Genomic DNA, 19,665 nt, shown 5'->3' with positions numbered 1-19,665 from the left:
CGGGAAACCTGTTCGATTGACGTGCGAGGTTGTTGCTCTACTCGTGCGAAGTGATCGAACGTGTTGCAGGGCTTTTGTCGGTGGCTTGCCACGTGGCAATCACCGCCCCGGCAATAATCAGCAGCGCCGGAATGATCAGGATCGACCCGGCATAACCATGGCCAACGACGATCAGCAACAGGGTCGACATCAATGGCGCCAGATAGGACAGGGCCCCCAGCGTCGCCAGGTGGCCGTGTTTGGTGGCGTGGTCCCAGGCAAAAAACGCCAGGCCTGCCGGTCCCAGGCCGAGGACAATAATGGCGGCCCATTGAGCCGAGTCGGGCCTCACGGTGGTTTCGAAGGCCAGGTGACAAACCAGCCCCGCAGCCGCGGACATGCCACAGATGCCGCCAATAATGCTGCTCGGGACTTCACTGAAGCGGCGGTTGAACACCGAGTATCCAGCCCAGATCAGCGCACAACCGAACGCCGCCAGATACCCGGCCATGGGCATTGCGCCAGCGGTGTGCGTCGCGCGTTGCTGCATGATGAACGCCGTGCCCGCCAGGCCCAGCAAGGCGCCGAGCACTTGGCGCTTGTGCAGCTTTTCTCCGGCGGCGAGCGCCGACAGCAGCACCAGCAACAGTGGCCACAGGTAGTTGATCAGGCTGGCTTCGGCCGCCGGTGCGACCTTGAGCGCAAAAAAATACAGCGCGTGATAAACGAAAATCCCGACGAAGCCAGTGGCCCATACCGCCCAGGGTTGGCGCCAGCTATTGAAACCGGCCACCCCGTGGCGCCCCAGAATGATCAGGCTCGCGGCAAACGCGACGCCGAAACTCAGGGTCAGCAGTTCAAAGGGTGGAATGCCTTCGGTCAGGGTGGTCAGCAGCGCAAGACAAGACCAGAGGAAGATCGCAATCACGCCGACGGCCGTCGCCGGTCCGGCATTGCGCACGCGAGACTGAGTCATGTCTGTTCCTTCAGCGCATAGGGGCGGGCAACATCCTTGCCCGATGACTCGTTGCAGCTTAGTCCTTGATCGCTGTTCGTCCAGCGCCCGTCGTCGCGCCGACCGGCCGCGCCAGCAAGCGTTTGGTCACGGCCAGCATGGCGACCGACACGGTAACGCCCAGCACAAAAGCGTTGAGCCCCATGTGCGGCAGCGCCAACGACAACACCAGGCAAAACGCCGCGAACGAATACATGCCCGTGGCCGTCGCTCGCAGCAACGCCGCCGTGAACGCCGGGCCTCGGGTTTGCTGGGAAAACACCGCCATCACGCTGCCCAATACCGGGAACACCGCGAGCAGGCCGCTCCAGCGCTCACCGACGGTGCTGGCCAGGAAGGTGACGATCAAGGTGAGCAGGGCGCCGGCAATCATCCGCAGGATCAGTTTGTCGGACTTGGGTGCCGGGCCGCTGGTCAAGGGCTTCACGGTCGGGAACAGGTACGGTGCGGCGAGCAGCGCGGTCGCGGCGGCGCACACGGAGAACAGCAGGGACGCAGGGATCAGCGCCAGAACCATCGCCACCCCCGTCCAGACTAACAGTGAAACCGTCAACGCCAACGGCCATTCGGTCCGCTGGGCGACTTGGGCATAGGTCACGCAGAAGGCAATCATCGCGAACATCGCCGACAACGCCGCCGTGGCCGATTGCGCGGCGAACGCTTCACCTTGTTCGAGGGCGAGGAACAGCAGAATGGGCCCGACCACCACCGGCAATCCCGACAGCCAACCGGCCACGCTTGGCCCCCAGCGTTTACCGGCCAGTGAAATCAGCAGCAGAAATCCCGGGATCACCAGCAGTTTGAGGATCAACACGCGCACATCTCCGACCAGGGTGAGGTGGCAACGGTAACATTGCATGCAGTAGATTGCGCTACGGACAGGGTGATTTTGTATACAAAAATAAGAGCGCCGAAAATTGTACGAAACCCGCTTTTACACATACGTTTTATCAAGGCATTCCTCGAGGGGGGCGAGCTCAGCATGAACCGCCAACGCTCATCACTGCGCCATGGTCTTTGGCTGCTGGCACTGCTCGGTTGCCAGGCGCTGGCTAATTGGCAGGAGGCGTTACCCGGTGCGCAGCTCATTGGCAGCGGCGAGTTTCGCAAGTACGGTTTTGACGTCTACAGCGCGCGGCTCTGGAGCGTGGAGCGACCGTTCTCCAGTGATAAGCCGTTTGCCCTGGAGCTGATTTACCAGCGCTCGATCTCCCGCGAGCAGTTGGTGCAAGCGACCGTCAAGGAAATCAAGCGAGTCTGCGGCGATACGGTCAGTGCCGAGCAGTTGGCGGCGTGGCAGGCACTGATGCAGCAGTCGTTCATCGATGTGCAGCCCGGCACGCGATTGACCGGCGTCTATCTGCCAGGGCAGGGCGCGCGTTTTTTTGTCGGTCAGCAATTGCTGCGTGAAGTGAACGACCCGCAATTCGCCCGGGCGTTTTTCGCGATCTGGTTCGACCCGCACACGAGCAATCCCGAGTTGCGCCAGCAGTTGCTGGGCGTTGTCCCGTAAAGTTTGCGATGATCTGCGCGCGACCCCGCGCCTTACCACCTGTTGATGGATCATCGTGTGAAATTCAGTTTGCCGAAAACCGCTACTGCGCCGTTTTGCCCGCCAGAGGTGGCGGGCTCCGTCCCTGTCGATCCTCGTGCGTCATTCTTTAAACGTGTGTTGCGCTTTGCCGGCCCAGGCTTGCTGGTGTCCATCGGTTACATGGACCCCGGCAATTGGGCGACCGCCATCGAAGCCGGTTCGCGGTTTGGTTACAGCCTGTTGTTTGTGGTGCTGCTGGCGAGCCTGGCCGGGATGGCGGTGCAGTGTTTGTGTTCGCGGCTGGGCATTGCCACCGGGCGCGACCTGGCGCAGTTGTCCCGTGAGCGCTACAGCACCCGTACTGCGCGAACTCAATGGGTGTTGGCGGAAATCTCGATCATCGCCACCGACCTCGCTGAAGTGCTCGGCTGCGCCCTGGCGTTCCATCTGTTGCTGGGGTGTTCGCTGACGTTTGGCATCGCACTGACCGCGTTCGACACGCTGCTGGTGCTGGCCCTGCAAAACCGTGGCTTCCGTCGACTGGAAGCGATCATGCTGGTGCTGGTGAGCACCATCGGCGTGTGTTTTTTTGTCGAACTGTTGCTGATCAAACCCTACTGGCCGGAAGTCGCCCGAGGGTTCACACCGTCACTGTCCGCCATCAGCGAGGCCGCGCCGCTGTATTTGGCGATCGGTATTCTCGGGGCCACGGTGATGCCGCATAACCTGTATTTGCACACCTCCATCGTACAAACCCGGTTGATTGGCAAGGACCTGGCCAGCAAGCAGGATGCGGTGAAACTGGCGCGCATCGACACCATCGGCTCGCTGGCGTTGGCGTTGCTGGTCAACGCGGCGATCCTGATTCTCGCGGCGGCCGCATTCCACAAGACCGGGCATACCGATGTCGTGGACATTCAGGATGCCTATCACCTGCTGGACCCGTTGGTCGGCGGGGCGATGGCCAGTGTACTGTTCGGCGTGGCGTTGCTGGCATCGGGGCAGAGTTCGACCTTTACCGGGACCATCGCCGGGCAGGTGATCATGGAAGGCTTTCTGAACCTGCGGATTCCGTGCTGGCAACGACGCTTGATCACCCGTGGGCTGGCGTTGATCCCGGCGTTCATCGGGGTCTGGCTGATGGGGGATGATGCGATCGGCAAGCTGCTGGTGTTGAGCCAGGTGGTGTTGAGTTTGCAATTGCCATTTGCGTTGTACCCGCTGATTCGCATGACCAGTGATCACAAATTGATGGGGCCGTTTGTGAATCGGTGGCCGACGCGGGTGTTGGTGTGGGGGCTGTTTGCGGTGATCAGTGGGGCGAATAGCTGGTTGATCTTCCAGTTTCTGGCCTGACGCTGATCGTTCCCACGCTCTGCGTGGGAATACCTCAACGGACGCTCCGCGTTCGGCTCTGGATGGGACGCGGAGCGTCCCGGGCTGCATTCCCACGCAGAGCGTGGGAATGATCAGCGTGGATTATTTCTGGAATGCGCCTACCACAAAATCAATAAACACTCGGGTCTTGGCCGGCATCAGCGTTCGGCTCGGGTAATACAGCGAAATCGGCCCCGCGTCCGCGTGCCAGTGGGGCAGCAAGCGCACCAGTTCGCCGCGCTGGAGGTTGGCGATCACGTCCGGCAACACCAGCAGCGTCACACCCAGACCGAGTATCGCGGCTTCGCGCATGGCCGCCGGGTCATTGAGCACGATGTTTTCACTCAGATCCGCCGACGCTTCACGGCCCGCACCGTCCTGCATCACCCAATGACGAATCCGCCCGGTGCGGCTGCCGCGCATCACGATGCCGCTGTGCCTGGACAAGTCCGCCGGATGCGCGGGCTCCGGGTGCACGGCCAGATAGGCCGGGGAAGCAACCGCCACCACGTGCGCCGACGCCAACGTCCGCGACACCACACCGGGCGTCAATTCGAAGCCGCCACCGATGGCCGCGTCATAGCCTTCGGCAATCAGATCCACGGGGCGGTTTTCGAAGTGCCATTCCGGTCGGATCAATGGGTATTGCTCAAGGAATGCTGGCAACAGCGGCAAGATATGACCGATGCCAAAGGTCGGTGCGAGGCTGACTTTAAGCACCCCGGCGGGCTCACCCCGATCACTGTTCACCGCGCTGATTGCCGCCTGCAACGCCTCAAGATTGCCGCCGATGCTCGCCAGAAAACGCTCGCCGGCCTCGGTCAGTGAGAGCTTGCGGGTCGAGCGTTGGAACAGCCGCACACCGAGGTTGCGTTCAAGCATCGCCACGTTGCGGCTGACGGCTGCCGGGGTCAGGGCCAGCAATCGCGCGGCTGCCGAAAAACTGCCGGTTTCGGCGCTGCGGGCAAAGCATTCGAGGTTGGCAAGGGTTTCCATGTCGGTTGCCTGATAGCAATGCTTGAAGATGATTCAAGGCATTACCGGCTAATCACGCGCTAATGGCAAGGGCAGTATTCATCCCACCGTTAATCACTTGAGAGGAATACACCATGAGCACTATCGGAATCATTGGCGCTGGGGCCATCGGCGCAGCATTTGCCAGAGCCCTGTCGCGCAAAGGCATTGAAGTAGTTATCGCCAACAGTCGCGGGCCGCAAACCCTCGCGTCACTGGTGGCAGAGCTGGGGCCGACGGCGCGTGCCGGCACCCGTGAAGAAGCCGCCGCCCAACCCATCGTACTGGTGGCGGTGAACTGGTCGAAATTGCCAGCGGCGTTGGCGGGGCTGTCGGATTTCGGCGGGCGGATCGTGATCGATGCCAACAACTCGATTGAGGCGCCATCGTTCAAGGCTGTGGACTTGCACGGACGCATGTCCAGCGAAGTGTTTGCCGAATGGGTACCGGGGGCGCGGGTGGTGAAGGCGTTCAATCACCTTCAGGCGCGGTTGCTTGAAAGCGACCCAGGCGCGGAGGGTGGTCGCAGAGTGCTGTTCATGTCGGGGGATGATGTCGAGGCCAAAGCCCGGGTGGCGGCGCTGATCGATCGGTTGGGATTCTTCGGCATCGATCTCGGGGCGTTGAGCATCGGTGCGCGGCTGGTGCAGTTTCCAGGCGGGCCGTTGCCAGCACTGAACCTGGTGAAATTCGCCTGAGCGCACGATCTGTAGCAGCTGGCGTAGCCTGCGTCCGGTTGCGAAGCAGTCGTAAAACCCGAGCACTCGGTCTTCCTGATGCACCGCATTGCCTGACTTTACGACTGCTTCGCAGCCGGACGCAGGCTTCGCCAGCTGCTACACAAGGTTATGTGCCAGCTGCTACAAGGTATGCGGTAGAACCCGGTGCGAGGTGAATCGCACCGGGGGTGTTACCAGACTGCGACGGATCTTCGTGGGTCCCCGCGCAGTCTGTTGAACGCTTTAGGCCCGTTCGATTGCCAAGGCCACGCCCTGACCACCGCCGATGCACAAGGTGGCGAGGCCTTTCTTGGCGTCACGCTTGATCATTTCATGCAGCAAGGTCACCAGCACGCGGCAGCCCGATGCACCGATCGGATGACCCAATGCGATGGCGCCGCCGTTGACGTTGACTTTGTTCAAGTCCCATTCCAGGTCCTTGGCCACTGCCAGCGATTGAGCGGCGAACGCTTCGTTGGCTTCGATCAGGTCCAGTTGGTCGATGGACCAGCCGGCCTTGCTCAGGCAACGACGGGTGGCGGACACCGGGCCGATGCCCATGATCGCCGGGTCTACGCCAGCGTTGGCATAAGCGGCGATTTTCGCCAGCACCGGCAGGCCAAGGGCCTTGGCTTTGTCGGCGCTCATCAGGATCACGGCGGCAGCACCGTCGTTCAGCGACGAAGCGTTGCCAGCCGTCACCGAACCGTCCTTTTTGAACGCCGCTTTCAGTTTGCCCAGCGCCTCAGCGGTGGTGCCGGCGCGTGGCTGCTCGTCGGTGGCGAAGGACAGTGGGTCGCCCTTGCGCTGAGGAATCAGGATCGGCGTGATCTCATCGGCAAAACGCCCGGCTTCAATGGCTGCCGTGGCTTTTTGCTGGGAGGCGGCGGCAAAAGCGTCCTGCTGCTCGCGGGTCAGGTTGTACTTTTCAGCCAGGTTTTCGGCAGTGATGCCCATGTGGTAATCGTTGAACGCATCCCACAAGCCGTCGCTGATCATGGTGTCGACGATTTGCGCGTGACCCATGCGCAAGCCAGTGCGAGCGCCCGGCATCACGTAGTTGGACAGGCTCATGTTTTCCTGGCCGCCGGCAATGATCACCTCGGCATCGCCGCAGCGAATCGCCTGGGTCGCCAGGTGCAAGGCCTTGAGGCCCGAGCCGCAGACCTTGTTCAGGGTCATGGCCGGTACGGTGAACGGCAGGCCGGCCTTGATCGCGGACTGGCGCGCAGGGTTTTGCCCGGCACCGGCGGTCAGGACCTGGCCCATGATCACTTCATCGACTTCCGCCGGGTTCAGGCCGGTTTGCGCCAGCAACTGACGGATCACCGCCGCACCGAGGTCAACCGCGGATACGCCAGCCAGGGAACCCTGGAAGCTGCCGATGGCAGTGCGGGTGGCGGCAACAATTACGACGTCTTGCATGGAAGGATTCCTCACTGGGCAGCGAACTGCATTTCCGGGACGTGATCGGGAACAATCAGTTTACCCGCCGTCTTGGCAACGATCTCCTCGACGCTGACGCCCGGCGCACGTTCTTTGAGAATGAACGCGCCGTTTTCGATTTCCAGATACGCCAGGTCAGTCAGCACGCGCTTGATGCAACCGGCGCCGGTCAGCGGCAGGCTGCAATGGTCCAGCAGTTTGGACTCACCATCCTTGGACGCGTGGGTCATGATGACGATGATGTTGTCTGCGCCGGCGACCAGGTCCATGGCGCCGCCCATGCCCTTGACCAGCTTGCCCGGGATCATCCACGAGGCAATGTTGCCTTGTACGTCTACTTCAAAGGCGCCCAGCACGGTCAGGTCGACATGGCCACCGCGGATCATTGCGAAGGACTCGGCCGACGAAAAGATCGAAGCGCCGGTACGTGCGGTCACGGTTTGTTTGCCGGCGTTGATCATGTCGGCATCGATGGTTTCTTCAGTAGGAAAAGGACCCATGCCGAGCAGGCCGTTTTCCGACTGCAGCATGACTTCCATGCCTTCGGGGATGTAGTTGGCAACCAGGGTCGGGATGCCTATGCCCAGGTTCACGTAAAAGCCGTCCTGCATTTCGCGGGCGACGCGTTGAGCCATTTGTTCGCGGGAAAGTGCCATTGTTGTTATTCCTTCATTCGGTCCGGGGGCAGGGGATCACTTACGCACGGTGCGCTGTTCGATGCGCTTCTCGAACGTGCCGCAAATGACCCGGTCGACGTAGATGCCTGGGGTGTGGATCTGCGCCGGGTCCAGCTCGCCGGGTTCAACGATTTCTTCGACTTCAACCACGGTGATCTTGCCGGCGGTGGCGGCCAGCGGGTTGAAGTTCTGGGCGGTGTGGCGATAGATCACGTTACCGAAATGGTCGGCTTTCCAGCCTTTGACGATGGCGAAGTCGCCGGTGATGGATTCTTCCATCAGGTACTGGCGGCCATGGAATTCGCGCACTTCCTTGCCATCAGCGACCGGAGTGCCGACGCCAGTGGCGGTGAAGAAGGCCGGGATGCCGGCGCCGCCAGCGCGCATTTTTTCGGCGAGGGTGCCTTGCGGGGTCAGGACCACTTCGATGGCGCCGCTGAGCAGCTGCTCTTCGAACATCTTGTTCTCGCCCACGTACGAGGCCACAACTTTGCTGATCTGCCGGTCTTCCAGCAGCACGCCGAGGCCGAAACCGTCCACGCCGCAGTTGTTGGAAACCACCGTGAGGTCGCGAGTGCCTTTGCGCTTGATCTCGTTGATCAGGTTTTCCGGGATCCCGCAAAGGCCGAAGCCGCCAGCGATCACGGTCATGCCGTCTTCAAGACCGGCCATGGCTTCCTCGTAGGAACTCACGCGCTTGTCGAAACCTGCCATATGCACCTCTTTTATTCTTTGTGGGCGGCTGGCTAGCCGTATGCGATGAAGTGTCGCGTCACTGCATTCATTTGTTAAGTTGATTTTTAAGGTTGATTGATAGATAAAACTCACTAATCAATCGCCCGTAATACGTTGGAGCCACCGGTCATGACAGTCAAGCAGATCCGCGCCTTCCTGGCTGTGGCCCAGAGTCTGAGTTTTGCCGTGGCGTGCGAGCGCTTGCACCTGTCGCAATCGGCGTTGAGCCTGACGATCAAGGCGCTGGAAGACGGGCTGGGCGGGCGCCTGTTCACCCGCAACACGCGCAACGTGGCGCTGACCGCCGAGGGCGAGGCGCTGGTGCCTCTGGCTCGCCGGTTGATCGCTGACTGGGACAACGCCGAGGATGAGCTGCGCCAACGCTTCACCCTGCAGCGTGGCCGCGTGACGCTGGCGGCCATGCCGTCGTTTGCCGGCAACCTGCTGCCGCCGATTCTCAAGACGTTCCGTGCGCGTTATCCCAAGGTCAACGTCACGGTCAATGACGTGATCAACGAGCAGGTGCTGGAAATGGTCCGCGACCGCCAAGTGGAGCTGGGCGTGGCGTTTGAGCCGACGCAGAGTTCGTCTCTGGCGTTCACGCCGTTGTACATGGACCGCTTCGTGGCCATCGTGCCCAAGGACTCGCCGCTGGTCGAACTCGATGCCATCGACTGGCAAACGCTGCTCAAGGAGCCGTTCATCACCTTGCAGCGACCCTCTACGGTGCGGGTGATGCTGGAAGAACATTTGCAGGCGCGGGGCATGAAATTGCCGGTGGAGTTTGAAAGTCATCAGTTGGCGACCGTCGGGCGGATGGTCGCCAGCGGCCTGGGCGTAAGCGCGGTACCGGCGTTGTGCGCCGGGCAGATGCAAGAGCTGGGCGCACACTGCATTACCTTGCGTGATCCGGTGGTGGAACGGGCGATTGGCGTGCTGACCAAGCCAGGGGTAGAACTGTCGGCGGCGGCGCAGGCGTTGTTCGACATCCTCAAAGAAGGACTCGGCCAAAGCATGCCCGCGCGGTGAACACGGGTCTGATGACCAACACAAATCTAATGTGGGAGCGGGCTTGCTCGCGAAGACGGTGTTGCAGGCAACATTAATGCTGAATGTACTGGCCTCTTCGCGAGCAAGCCCGCTCCCACAGGGGATTCGGGGCTTCAGTGATTAAGTGGTCAGGCGTTGAGCCAGCAGGGGCAGGAGCTGTTCGCACGAGCCCGCAATTTTCAGATCCAGAATGTCATCTGCCCGAGTCTTCCCCAGGTTCATCGCAATCAACGGTTTGCCTTGATCCGCCACCGCCCGACACAACCGAAATGCCGAATACGCCATCAACGACGACCCAACGACTAACAACCCCGCTGCCTTTTCAACCGCCGCCATGGCCTTGGCCGCCGTCGCCTGCGCCACGTTCTCGCCAAAAAACACCACATCCGGCTTCATTCGCTCGCCTGCGCAATGCGGGCAGTGCGGTACTTGAAACCGAGCCTCAAACGCGGCGTCCAGCAAGGTGTCGCCATCCGGCGCTTGTACCGCATCGACACCCGCCAGGTAGGGGTTCTGCGCCTCCATCAACCGTTGAATGGAATCGCGTTCGCTACGTTCGCCACAATCCAGGCACAGCACCCGGTGCAGGCTGCCATGCAGCTCAATCACATCGTGACTGCCGGCCTGGTCGTGCAAGGTGTCGACGTTCTGCGTGATCAGCCCACTGATGTGCTGCGCGCTTTGCAAACTGGCCAACGCCTCGTGCGCCACATTTGGCTGCGCCAGGCGTACGCGCGGCCAACCGAGCATCGCCCGGGCCCAGTAGCGTCGACGCGATTGCGGGGCCGAGAGAAACTCCTGATACATCATCGGTTGCCGGCCGCGTCGCACGCCCTGGTTATCGCGGTAGTCCGGAATGCCCGATGGGGTGCTGATGCCGGCGCCAGTGAGGACCACGAACGGCTGCTCGGCCATCATTTGGCGAAGCTGTTCGAGTTGTTCGCGCAGGAATCTGTCGAGCATGTTCAACACTCCGGAGAGAGCCATGAGTGCTTGCAGCGTAGCAGACCGGGCACCCGGACAGCTCGTCTGTCCGGGTGCGGATCGACGGCTATTTACGCGCCTCCAGAATCAGGTTGAACGGTGTTTCCGTCGCCCGCCGGAACGTCTTGAACCCGGCCTCGGTGAAGACCTTGCGCAAGCGCGCTTCACCGGCCTGGGCGCCGAGCCCGAGGCCGACTTCCTGGGACAGCGAATTGGGCGTGCAGATAAAGGTCGAGGCGGCGTAGAACAGGCGTCCCACGGGTGTGATGTTGTCGTCGAGGGAGTCATTGGCGAACGGCTCGACCAGCAACACCGTGCCGTCCGGTTTCAACGATTCATAGGCATGTTTGGCCGCGCCCACCGGGTCGCCCATGTCGTGCAGGCAGTCGAAGTAGCAGACCAGGTCATAGTCGTCGCCGGGATAACTCTTGGCCGTACCCTGGAAGAACCGGGCGCGTCCGGCCACGCCGCCTTCTTCGGCACGCTGGGTGGCGACAGTGACGGAGGGTGCGTGATAGTCGAAACCGACAAACCGCGAATCCGGAAACGCCTGGGCCATGATCACTGTCGAGGCGCCATGGCCACAGCCGATGTCCGCGACTTTCGCCCCAGCCTCCAGTTTCGCCACCACGCCCTCAAGGGCCGGCAACCATTCGCTGATCAGGTGCGCCTTGTAGCCGGGCCGGAAAAACCGCTCGGTGCCGCTGAACATGCACGGGTGGTGATCGCCCCAAGGCAGGCCGCCATCGCCGCGCATGGCCTTGACCAGTTTGTCCTTGTCATGGAAAAACGAGGCGACCACGCCGATACCGCCGGCCACATACACCGGCGAATCTTCGTTGGCCAACGCCAGGGCCTGTTCTTCGGGCAGGCGGAACTGGCCGTCGCGGTGTTCCATGTAGCCGGAGGCTGCGTGGGCGCTGAGCCATTCGCGCACCAGTCGGGGGTTGCAGCCGGTTTTCCCGGCGAGTGTTTCAGGGCTGATGGGCTGGCTGTCGGCCATCGCCCGATACAGGCCGAGCTCCTCGCCGAGGATGACGTTGGCGAGCATCGCCGCGCCGCCCATGTCATTTACCAGTTTGCCCATGAAATCATTGAGTCTGGCCTCGTCCATCACGTGTGCTCCTTTGGCAGGATCACGGTCCAGAGGGCTTGTTTTTCGAGGCGTTCGGCTCTGGGCGGTGGTCGTGAGAATGAACAGGACGCCGATGCACGTCCTGGGTGAATTAAGTTTAGTTCGTGGACCGCGGGCTGCGGCCTGGAGCGACGAAAACCCGTTTCCCTGATCGACACAGAGCCACTGTGGGAGCGGGCTTGCTCGCGAAGGCGGTGTGTCAGTCACCCTATATATCGACTGGTATATCGCCTTCGCGAGCAAGCCCGCTCCCACAAGGGGATTTGTGTTCCCTCAGGGGATTTGCGGTGTGTATCGCACTGTATCTAAACCCGCACCCGATACAGTTTCTGCGACTGCCGGCCATTGCCGAACACAGCCCGGATACAAACCTGCGATGAACTGTACAAGCCATCCAGCGCCCGAACTCTGGTTCTGCCGAGGCATTCTCACTCCGTGAAGGGAACCCCCTGATGACTAAGCTTGTGTCTGAAACCAACCCCGTCAATCGCCTGCGCGTCGACCATTACACCCAAGGCATCATCGGCCCGAGCCAGCCCATGCTCGGGCCGTTGGCCGACGGTGGCACGCTGATCACCGGCACCCCGCCGGGCTGCTGGGGGCCGATGATCACGCCGGCGTTCGAAGGTGGCCACGAAGTCACGCAACCGGTGGCCATCGCCGGTGCCGAAGTCGGCGATGCGGTGGCGATCAAGATCAAAAGCATGCGCGTGACTTCTTTGGCGACGTCGTCCGGGGTCATGAGTTTTGTCGAGGGGCGCTACAACGGCGATCCGTTCGTCTCCAAATTCTGCTCCAGGTGCGGCACCGATCACCCGGCCAGCCACGTCGAAGGCATCGGTGAAGACTCGATTCGTTGCAACAACTGCGGCGCCGAAGTCAGCGCGTTTCGTTTCAGCCACGGTTACGTGATCGTGTTTGATGCGCAAAATCAGGTCAGCCTGACCGTCAATCAGGACGTTGCCAATCGACTGGCCGGCAACGCCTCCGAGATGTCGGCACTGCCGGAATTCGCCGCCCAGCACTCGATCCTGTCGCTGGCCCGCGCCGACATCCCCGGCGTCGCCGCGCACATGCGCCCGTTCCTCGGCAATATTGGCACCACGCCGTCCCGTGACTTGCCGGACTCGCACAACTGCGCCGATTTCGGCCAGTACCTGATCAACGCGCCACACCGTTTCGGCATGACCCGCGAAGAACTGCACGCGGCGAAGACCGACGGCCACATGGACACCAATTCGATCCGCGAAGGCTGCGTGCTGATCTGTCCGGTGAAAGTGCCGGGCGCCGGCGTGTACATGGGCGACATGCATGCCCAGCAGGGCAACGGCGAGATCGCCGGGCATGCCACCGATTGCTCCGGGGAAACCGAAGTGCAGGTGGAAGTGATCAAGCACCTGACGCTGGAAGGGCCGATTCTCCTGCAAAACCTTGACGACCTGCCGCCCATGGCGCGCCCGATGACAGCCGAACAGCGGCAGAAAGTCCGCGAACTGGGCGAACGCTGGGGGCAGCACGAGATCGAACACAGTGGCCCGATCACGTTCATCGGCAGCGGCGAGAACCTCAACGTCGCGGTCGAAAACGGTCTGAAGCGCGCCGCTTCGGTCACCGGCCTGCCGTATGACGAAGTGCTTAACCGCGCGACCATCACCGGCTCGATCGACATTAGCCGCTTGCCCGGCACCGTGCGCGTGACCTTCCTGTGCCCGATGACCGTGCTGGATCGCATCGGCATCGGCCACTTGGTGCGTGAAAAATACGACCTGGCATAACGCCCATCAGCGGGTCTGTACCCCAGTGTGTACAGACCCGTCGCTGATACATCCCATCCGATTTTCTGCCGCAACCGAACACAGCCCCGATACAGCGCTTCGATTAACTGTGATTCCGTTTCGGCAATCATTGAGATCGACACCATGCAGACCTCATCCACATCAACCAAGGCCACCGTCGGGCTTGGCCTGCGTCGCGGCCTGATGAAAGACCTTCAAGCCGCCCGCGTCGGCGATTTCGACTTCCTTGAAGTCGCGCCGGAAAACTGGATTGGCATCGGCGGTGCCCATGGCCATGCATTTCGCACCCTGGCCGAGCGATTTCCGTTGTCTTGTCACGGCTTGTCCCTGTCATTGGGTGGCCCGGCGCCACTGGATGTCGGGTTCCTGCAGGAAGTGCGGGTGTTCCTCGATCAATACAACGTGCCGCTGTACAGCGAACACCTGAGCTACTGCAGCGATGACGGTCACCTTTACGACTTGCTGCCGCTGCCCTTTACCGAAGAAGCCGTGCATCACGTGGCGGCGCGGATTCGCCAGGCTCAGGACATTCTTGGCCGGCGCCTGGCGGTGGAAAACGTTTCCTACTACGCCGCGCCACAGCAGGACATGGACGAAGTGGCATTCACCAACGCGGTGTTGCGCGAGGCCGATTGCGACCTGCTGCTGGACGTCAACAACGTGTACGTCAACTCGATCAATCACGGATTTGATCCGCAGTCGTTTCTGGCCGGCATCGATTCAGGCCGGGTGGTGGCCATGCACGTGGCCGGGCACTTCGATGAGTCCGACACTTTGAAAATCGACACCCACGGAGCCTCGGTGAAACCGGCGGTCTGGTGGTTGCTGGCGCAGGCGTATGGCCGATTCGGCGCGCAACCGACACTGCTGGAGCGGGATTTCAACTTCCCGGCATTCTCTGAATTGGTCGCGGAGTTGCAGACCATTCGCCGCTTGCAAACCGAGGGGATTCACCATGGATAAGCCGAGCCTGTTCGAACAACAAACCACCCTGGGTCGCTACTTGCGCGATCCTGAACACTGCGCGCCACCCGGCGAAATGTATGCCGCACGAGCCCAGGTGTATCGCGACCTGATTTTCGCCAACCTGTCGACGTTGCTCAGCGGGACATTTCCAGTGCTGATCAAAATTCTCGGTGATGAGCAGTGGCGCGCACTGGTACGGATATTCCTGCGGGACTACCGCGCGCGTACGCCGAAATTCGGCGAGATCGCCCAGGAGTTTGTCGAGTTTATTGCCGCTCAACCGCCAGCATTGAACGAGGGGGCATGGCCGCCGTTCATGGTCGAGCTGGCGCATTACGAGTGGGTCGAGATGGCATTGCAGCAGTCTGATGCCGAGCCCTTGCCGCCGAGTGATGTGGCGCTGATCCTGGAGCGGTCGTTGCAGGTTTCGTCCCTGGCGTGGCCGGTGGCGTATGCCTGGCCGGTGCAATTGGTGGGGCCGGATTTCCAACCTGAAACGCCACCGGCTCTGCCAACGTTGCTGCTGGTGCGCCGGGCCGAGGACTGGAGCGTGAAGTTTTCCGAGCTGAGCCCGTTGGCGTGGCGGTTACTGCAACGGATCGAGCAATTCCCCGAGCTGGAGGGGCGTGCTCAGTTGAAAGGGCTGGCGCTGGAGGCCGGAGCAACCGGGTCGGCGGAGTTTATGGCCAGTGGTGCAGCGTTGTTGCGGCAGATGCACGGCGAAGGCGTTTTGGGACTGGCATGATCGTTCCCACGCTCTGCGTGGGAAAGTCTCACCGGACGCTCCGCGTCCGCTTCAGGGACGCGGAGCGTCCAGGGCTGCATTCCCACGCGGAGCGTGGGAACGATCATCGCGATCATCGGCGGTGCGGGTTACGCGGAGAAGAAATAACGCGTCAGGTGAAAGAAGATCGGCGCCGCAAAACAGATTGAATCCATCCGGTCCAGCATGCCGCCATGCCCTTTGATCATGGTCCCCCAGTCTTTTGCACTGAGGCTGCGTTTGATCGCCGACATGACCAGCCCACCCAGAAACCCCATCACCACAATCACCAACGACATCAGCAGCGACTGCCAGAAACTGAAAGGCGTCATCCAGAACATGCAGCCACCGATCAGCGTTGCCGATATGCCGCCACCCACCAGTCCTTCCACGGTTTTCGATGGACTCACCAGCGGCGCGACCTTGTGTTTGCCAAAGAGCTTGCCGAACACGTACTGCAACACGTCACTCAACTGAACGACAAACACGAGATAGAACAGCAGCAATGCGTTCTGTCCTTTGAAGCCTTCCAGATCCAGCAGCAACAGGGCCGGCGCGTGGCTGATGCAGTAGATGCAAATCATCACCCCCCACTGGATCTTGGCGGCACGCTCCAGAAAGCTGTCGGTGTCCTGACTCAGCACTGCAATCGCCGGCAGCAGCAGGAAGGCGTACACCGGAATCAGCAGTGTGAACAGCGAATACCAGTGCGTACCGATCAGCACGTATTGCAGCGGGATCAAAATGAAAAACGCTGAAAACAGTGCGTTATGGTCGCCGGGGCGTGTCGGCGTCAGGGTAATGAACTCCCTGAGCGCAAACAGTGAGATGAAGCCGAACAGGATGACCGTCGCATTCCCGCCCAGCAGGTAGGAGACGAAGAATATGATCACCATCCCCCACCAGGCATTCACTCGCTGATTGAGGTTTTCGATGGTCGAGATCGAGCCCTCGGTTTTCGCCCGCTTGGCCAGCACGTGGCCGATGATCGAAGCCACCGCCAGCAAGCAGGCGATGGCGCCAAAGAACCACAAGAATTTTTGTTCAAGCGTCATGCCGACAACCTCACGATGGCGTCACGCGCCCGTTGCAGAAACACCTGTTTTTCCTCATCGGCAACCCGTTGCATCGGGTCGCCGATACGGATCGTGCAGATGATGGGCAACGGCACGTGTTTGCCCTTGGGCATGGAGCGGTGCAGGTTTTCCAGGTAGATGGGCACCAGATCAACCTCGGGGAACGCCTCGGCGAGCCGGTACAGGCCGGATTTGAACTCTCCCGGTAATGCCTGGCTGGAACGCGTGCCTTCCGGAAAGATGATGATCGAATGTCCGGACCGCACCACATCGAAAATAGGCTCAAGCACGTTGGTGCCGGGTGTGGGGTTGCGCTCAATCAACACGGCATTCAAGCCTTTCTGCGAGATGTAGCGCAGGAAGCGGTTCTTGCCCCAGTAGTCGGCGGCGGCCACCGGTTTCACATTGATCCGGGCTTCAGGGGGCAGGGCGGCAATAATTGCCAGCGTGTCCATGTGGCTGGTGTGATTGGCAAAATAGATACGCTGGCGGGTCAGGTCCGGCGGGCTTTCCCAGCGGGCCGTAACACCGATCAGGAAACGCAGTACGGAAATCAGCGCATTACTGATCCACATGGAGATTCCCCTTTAGCTGACGCGAAATGGCCAAGGTTCGCGTGACGCAGGTTGCGGCGGATCCGACAGCAATGATCAGCAGCGCGATCAACAGCACGTAGTGAGTGCCATACACCGTTGTTTCGACTGCATTGAGCAACAGCCCGGCGGTCATCACCGCCATTCGATGCTGCTTGGCCATGGGGCCCATGAACGTCTGCTTGAGGCCCAGCGAACCGCCAAAGACGCGAACATACGCTGTCAGCGCCGCGGCCAACGCCGCGAACCATCCGAGGTCGACGTGCCCGATGGCATACCCGAGCCCGATGATCAGCAGGCTGTCGGCAATACGGTCGGGGAATTCGTTGTAGAGGCTGCCGATGTCGGACTTCTTGCCACCTTCGATGGCCACCATGCCGTCGAACAGATTGCACAGCAGGCGTAGTTGAATGCCGACGGCGCAGAGGAGTGAACCAATGAGGCCGTTATCAATATTTAGCGCCAGCGCCCCGGCGAGTGCGAAGGCGATGCTGGCGACGGAAATCTGATTGGGGGAAATGTCGCGTTTCACCAGCCGGTCGGTGATACGTTTCGCCCAACCCGCCGAGCGCGTCTTGATGGGCCTTCTGTTGTCATCCATTTGCCAATGTCCATATTAGTGATGAGGCGTTGCCAGTTGCGCCGCAGGGACGAGCCGACCGGCAGCGTCCGACAATATAAAGGCTTTCCCTGGCCCTTGCGTTTTTTTACTGACTGACAGGTCGAGCCGTCAATTTCAGCTCCGCACACAACCCACCCCCCTCGCGATTGCTCAGCGTCAACGAGCCACCGATGGCGATCGCCAATTGCTGCGCAATCGCCAGGCCCAGCCCGGTCCCGCCGGTGCTGCGGTTACGCGAGTTTTCGACGCGGTAGAACGGTTCCATCACGTGCGCCAGTTCTTCCTCGGAGATGCCCGGCCCGCGATCCATGACTTTCACCGACAGGTTGCCGTTTTTGCTTTCAACCCAGAGTTCGGCGGCTCCGGCGAACTTCAGCGCGTTGTCGGTGAGGTTCACCAACACTCGACGTAACGCATGGGGACGGGTGTCGATCACCGTGGCACTTTTGCCTTCCAGCGATACGTCTTTGCCCATGTCCTGATAGTCGAACACCAGGCTGTCGAGGAACGAGTCCAGGTCGGTGCGCCGGCTTTCTTCGGTAGCACCATGGACGCTGCGGGCATACGCCACGCCTTCGCGTACCAGATGCTCCATCTCGCCGAGGTCGTTCCACAGTTTGTCTTTCTCGCTGGAGTCGTCCATGAATTCGGCGCGCAGTTTCATGCGGGTGATCGGGGTTTGCAGGTCGTGGGAAATGGCCGCCAGCAGTTGCATGCGTTCTTTGAGGTACGCGGCGATGCGCGCCTGCATGGCATTGAACGCCTTCGCGGCGTGGGCAACTTCGGTCGGGCCTTTTTCGTCCAGGTGCACGGGGTGGGCGTTCGGGTCCAGGGTGTCCACGGCTTGCGCGAGGCGCGTGAGGGGGCGGATGGCGATTCTGACGGCCAGCCAGGTGCAGGCAATCATCAACGCCAATTGGCCGAGCAAGACGAACGGCAGCCACGGCGACAGCGGCACCATCGATGGGCGCACGTCGATGGTAACCGGGCTGCCATCGGCCAGTTTCAGATGAACCTGGAAGTGTTTGATCGGGCCGGGAATGTCGGTCACGGTCATTGGGTAGTCCTTGCCGATGGCGTCCTTGATCGAGGTCACCGCAATCGGCGTGTCACTCATGGCCGTGCCCGGCGAACCTTCGTCCAGCAAATAGCGGTAATTGCGCCGATCCAGTTGTTGCAACCAGCTTGCCCGTTCCGCGGCGGGCAAGCGGTCGAGGATGGCGATGGACGTCGAGACATCGGTCTCCAGGTTACCGAGCATGGTGTTTTTCGCGGTTTCGTAACGCTCGTAGTACTGCGCGCCGAAGGACAGCGCTTGCGCCAGGATCAAGCCAATCAGGAAGATCAACGACAGGCGTGAGGCGAGGGTACGCGGCCAACGAATCGTGACGTTCATGAGGGCGCCCCGAGTACTTCCACCGCCAACGAAAACACATAGCCCTCGCTGCGCACGGTTTTGATGTAGGCCGGTTCGCGGGCATCGTCCAGCAAGCGCTGGCGCAAGCGGCTGACCAGCAAGTCGATGGAGCGGTCAAACAGATCGGCGTCGCGGCCCTGGGTCAGGTTCAGCAGTTGATCGCGATTGAGCACCCGCTGCGGGTGATCGAGAAACACTCGCAGCAGGCGATATTCGGCACCGCTCAGCGCCACCATGGTGCCGTCTTCGTCCAGCAGGTGCCGGGCCGAGGTGTCCAGGCGCCAACGACCGAACGCCAGCAGGCGACCGCTCTCGGTCACCACCAGGTTCGGCGGCAGCATGCGCGTGCGGCGCAGCACGGCGTTGATGCGGGCGAGCAACTCGCGGGCGGCGAAGGGTTTGACCAGGTAATCGTCGGCGCCCATTTCCAGGCCGATGATGCGGTCGGTTTCGTCGTTGCGCGCGGTGAGCATCAACACCGGCGTGGCCTTGTGTTTGCCGGCGCGCAATTCACGGCAGAGCATCAGGCCGTCGTCGCCGGGCATCATGATGTCGAGCACGATCAGGTCCACCGGCGTGGTTTCAAGGAAGGTGCGCATTTGGCGCCCGTCGGCGACCACAGTGGTGCGCAGGCCGTTCTTCTTCAGGTAGTTGCCTACCAGCTCCCGGATCTCGCGGTCATCGTCGACGATGAGAATGTGATCGACGTGTTCCATGGGGCCTTGCCTCTGTCAGTAGGGGAATGCTGCCCAGTCTATCGAGCCTTG

Annotated in this window: 20 protein-coding genes; 7 read left to right on the top strand and 13 right to left on the bottom strand. The window is 61.3% G+C overall.

The window, feature by feature from the left end:
- Nucleotides 1-37 precede the first annotated feature (37 nt).
- Together BMS17_RS02565 and BMS17_RS02560 are read right to left on the bottom strand one after the other, a co-directional pair.
- Nucleotides 38-955: a DMT family transporter gene (locus tag BMS17_RS02565; RefSeq protein WP_077430352.1), complete on the bottom strand. Its 918-nt coding sequence runs from the start codon at nucleotides 953-955 to the stop codon at nucleotides 38-40.
- A 58-nt stretch (nucleotides 956-1,013) separates the two neighbouring features.
- The gene (locus BMS17_RS02560) at nucleotides 1,014-1,808 is read right to left on the bottom strand and encodes a hypothetical protein (RefSeq protein WP_077430351.1); all 795 of its coding nucleotides are present in this window, start codon (nucleotides 1,806-1,808) and stop codon (nucleotides 1,014-1,016) included.
- Nucleotides 1,809-1,976: 168 nt separating this feature from the next.
- Between BMS17_RS02560 and BMS17_RS02555 the strand changes: the two genes are divergently transcribed.
- Complete coding sequence (locus BMS17_RS02555) at nucleotides 1,977-2,507, top strand: chalcone isomerase family protein (RefSeq protein ID WP_046027780.1); 531 nt, start codon at nucleotides 1,977-1,979, stop codon at nucleotides 2,505-2,507.
- Between the two features lie 57 nt (nucleotides 2,508-2,564).
- Nucleotides 2,565-3,884: an Nramp family divalent metal transporter gene (locus BMS17_RS02550; protein WP_046027778.1), complete on the top strand. Its 1,320-nt coding sequence runs from the start codon at nucleotides 2,565-2,567 to the stop codon at nucleotides 3,882-3,884.
- 123 nt (nucleotides 3,885-4,007) lie between these two features.
- Here BMS17_RS02550 and BMS17_RS02545 read toward each other — a convergent pair whose 3' ends face one another.
- Complete coding sequence (locus BMS17_RS02545) at nucleotides 4,008-4,901, bottom strand: LysR family transcriptional regulator (protein ID WP_046027777.1); 894 nt, start codon at nucleotides 4,899-4,901, stop codon at nucleotides 4,008-4,010.
- A 113-nt stretch (nucleotides 4,902-5,014) separates the two neighbouring features.
- On the opposite strand from BMS17_RS02545, the gene BMS17_RS02540 reads away from it, so the two are divergent.
- Nucleotides 5,015-5,617 (top strand): NADPH-dependent F420 reductase, encoded by a 603-nt coding sequence (locus BMS17_RS02540; RefSeq protein ID WP_077430350.1) that lies wholly within the window; start codon nucleotides 5,015-5,017, stop codon nucleotides 5,615-5,617.
- A 264-nt stretch (nucleotides 5,618-5,881) separates the two neighbouring features.
- Here the strand turns inward: BMS17_RS02540 and BMS17_RS02535 are convergent, their stop codons facing one another.
- Genes BMS17_RS02535 through BMS17_RS02525 form a run of 3 tightly spaced genes read right to left on the bottom strand, consistent with a single transcriptional unit; the run spans nucleotide 5,882 to nucleotide 8,475 of the window.
- Nucleotides 5,882-7,063: an acetyl-CoA C-acetyltransferase gene (locus tag BMS17_RS02535; protein ID WP_046027774.1), complete on the bottom strand. Its 1,182-nt coding sequence runs from the start codon at nucleotides 7,061-7,063 to the stop codon at nucleotides 5,882-5,884.
- 11 nt (nucleotides 7,064-7,074) lie between these two features.
- Nucleotides 7,075-7,740: a CoA transferase subunit B gene (locus tag BMS17_RS02530; RefSeq protein WP_046027772.1), complete on the bottom strand. Its 666-nt coding sequence runs from the start codon at nucleotides 7,738-7,740 to the stop codon at nucleotides 7,075-7,077.
- 36 nt (nucleotides 7,741-7,776) lie between these two features.
- Nucleotides 7,777-8,475: a CoA transferase subunit A gene (locus BMS17_RS02525; protein ID WP_046027771.1), complete on the bottom strand. Its 699-nt coding sequence runs from the start codon at nucleotides 8,473-8,475 to the stop codon at nucleotides 7,777-7,779.
- 150 nt (nucleotides 8,476-8,625) lie between these two features.
- Between BMS17_RS02525 and BMS17_RS02520 the strand changes: the two genes are divergently transcribed.
- Nucleotides 8,626-9,525 carry a LysR family transcriptional regulator gene (locus BMS17_RS02520; protein WP_077430349.1) on the top strand — a complete coding sequence of 300 codons (900 nt, stop codon included), beginning with the start codon at nucleotides 8,626-8,628 and terminating at the stop codon, nucleotides 9,523-9,525.
- A 141-nt stretch (nucleotides 9,526-9,666) separates the two neighbouring features.
- Here the strand turns inward: BMS17_RS02520 and BMS17_RS02515 are convergent, their stop codons facing one another.
- Together BMS17_RS02515 and BMS17_RS02510 are read right to left on the bottom strand one after the other, a co-directional pair.
- The gene (locus BMS17_RS02515; RefSeq protein WP_077430348.1) at nucleotides 9,667-10,509 is read right to left on the bottom strand and encodes an NAD-dependent protein deacetylase; all 843 of its coding nucleotides are present in this window, start codon (nucleotides 10,507-10,509) and stop codon (nucleotides 9,667-9,669) included.
- Nucleotides 10,510-10,597: 88 nt separating this feature from the next.
- The gene (locus BMS17_RS02510) at nucleotides 10,598-11,644 is read right to left on the bottom strand and encodes a class I SAM-dependent methyltransferase (protein ID WP_077430347.1); all 1,047 of its coding nucleotides are present in this window, start codon (nucleotides 11,642-11,644) and stop codon (nucleotides 10,598-10,600) included.
- A 473-nt stretch (nucleotides 11,645-12,117) separates the two neighbouring features.
- Here BMS17_RS02510 and BMS17_RS02505 point away from each other — a divergent pair, with 473 nt between their 5' ends.
- The 3 genes from BMS17_RS02505 to BMS17_RS02495 all read left to right on the top strand — a co-directional run bounded on the left by BMS17_RS02505 (nucleotide 12,118) and on the right by BMS17_RS02495 (nucleotide 15,172).
- A complete protein-coding gene (locus BMS17_RS02505) occupies nucleotides 12,118-13,440 on the top strand; it encodes an acetamidase/formamidase family protein (RefSeq protein WP_046027764.1) in 1,323 nt (440 codons plus the stop codon).
- Between the two features lie 144 nt (nucleotides 13,441-13,584).
- Entirely contained in the window at nucleotides 13,585-14,424 is an 840-nt protein-coding gene (locus BMS17_RS02500) for a DUF692 domain-containing protein (protein WP_077430346.1), read from the top strand.
- The gene (locus BMS17_RS02495; RefSeq protein WP_077430345.1) at nucleotides 14,417-15,172 is read left to right on the top strand and encodes a DUF2063 domain-containing protein; all 756 of its coding nucleotides are present in this window, start codon (nucleotides 14,417-14,419) and stop codon (nucleotides 15,170-15,172) included. The genes BMS17_RS02500 and BMS17_RS02495 overlap by 8 nt, the downstream gene beginning before the upstream one ends.
- A 128-nt stretch (nucleotides 15,173-15,300) precedes the next feature.
- Here BMS17_RS02495 and BMS17_RS02485 read toward each other — a convergent pair whose 3' ends face one another.
- The 5 genes from BMS17_RS02485 to BMS17_RS02465 all read right to left on the bottom strand — a co-directional run bounded on the left by BMS17_RS02485 (nucleotide 15,301) and on the right by BMS17_RS02465 (nucleotide 19,614).
- Nucleotides 15,301-16,245, bottom strand: coding sequence for a phosphatidate cytidylyltransferase (locus BMS17_RS02485; RefSeq protein WP_077430343.1), 945 nt, complete (start codon nucleotides 16,243-16,245; stop codon nucleotides 15,301-15,303).
- A complete protein-coding gene (locus BMS17_RS02480; RefSeq protein WP_046027759.1) occupies nucleotides 16,242-16,841 on the bottom strand; it encodes a 1-acyl-sn-glycerol-3-phosphate acyltransferase in 600 nt (199 codons plus the stop codon). Before BMS17_RS02480 ends, BMS17_RS02485 begins: the two co-directional genes overlap by 4 nt.
- Nucleotides 16,828-17,460: a CDP-alcohol phosphatidyltransferase family protein gene (locus tag BMS17_RS02475; protein ID WP_077430342.1), complete on the bottom strand. Its 633-nt coding sequence runs from the start codon at nucleotides 17,458-17,460 to the stop codon at nucleotides 16,828-16,830. Before BMS17_RS02475 ends, BMS17_RS02480 begins: the two co-directional genes overlap by 14 nt.
- A gap of 106 nt (nucleotides 17,461-17,566) precedes the next feature.
- Nucleotides 17,567-18,877 carry an ATP-binding protein gene (locus BMS17_RS02470; RefSeq protein WP_077430341.1) on the bottom strand — a complete coding sequence of 437 codons (1,311 nt, stop codon included), beginning with the start codon at nucleotides 18,875-18,877 and terminating at the stop codon, nucleotides 17,567-17,569.
- Nucleotides 18,874-19,614: a response regulator gene (locus tag BMS17_RS02465; RefSeq protein WP_046027756.1), complete on the bottom strand. Its 741-nt coding sequence runs from the start codon at nucleotides 19,612-19,614 to the stop codon at nucleotides 18,874-18,876. Before BMS17_RS02465 ends, BMS17_RS02470 begins: the two co-directional genes overlap by 4 nt.
- Nucleotides 19,615-19,665 lie beyond the last annotated feature (51 nt).

The sequence above is a fragment of the Pseudomonas sp. C9 genome, from assembly GCF_002000165.1.
Taxonomy (GTDB): Bacteria; Pseudomonadota; Gammaproteobacteria; order Pseudomonadales; family Pseudomonadaceae; genus Aquipseudomonas.
The sequence above is the reverse complement of the archived record's forward strand: the minus strand, read 5'-3'. Positions and strand labels throughout refer to the sequence as shown.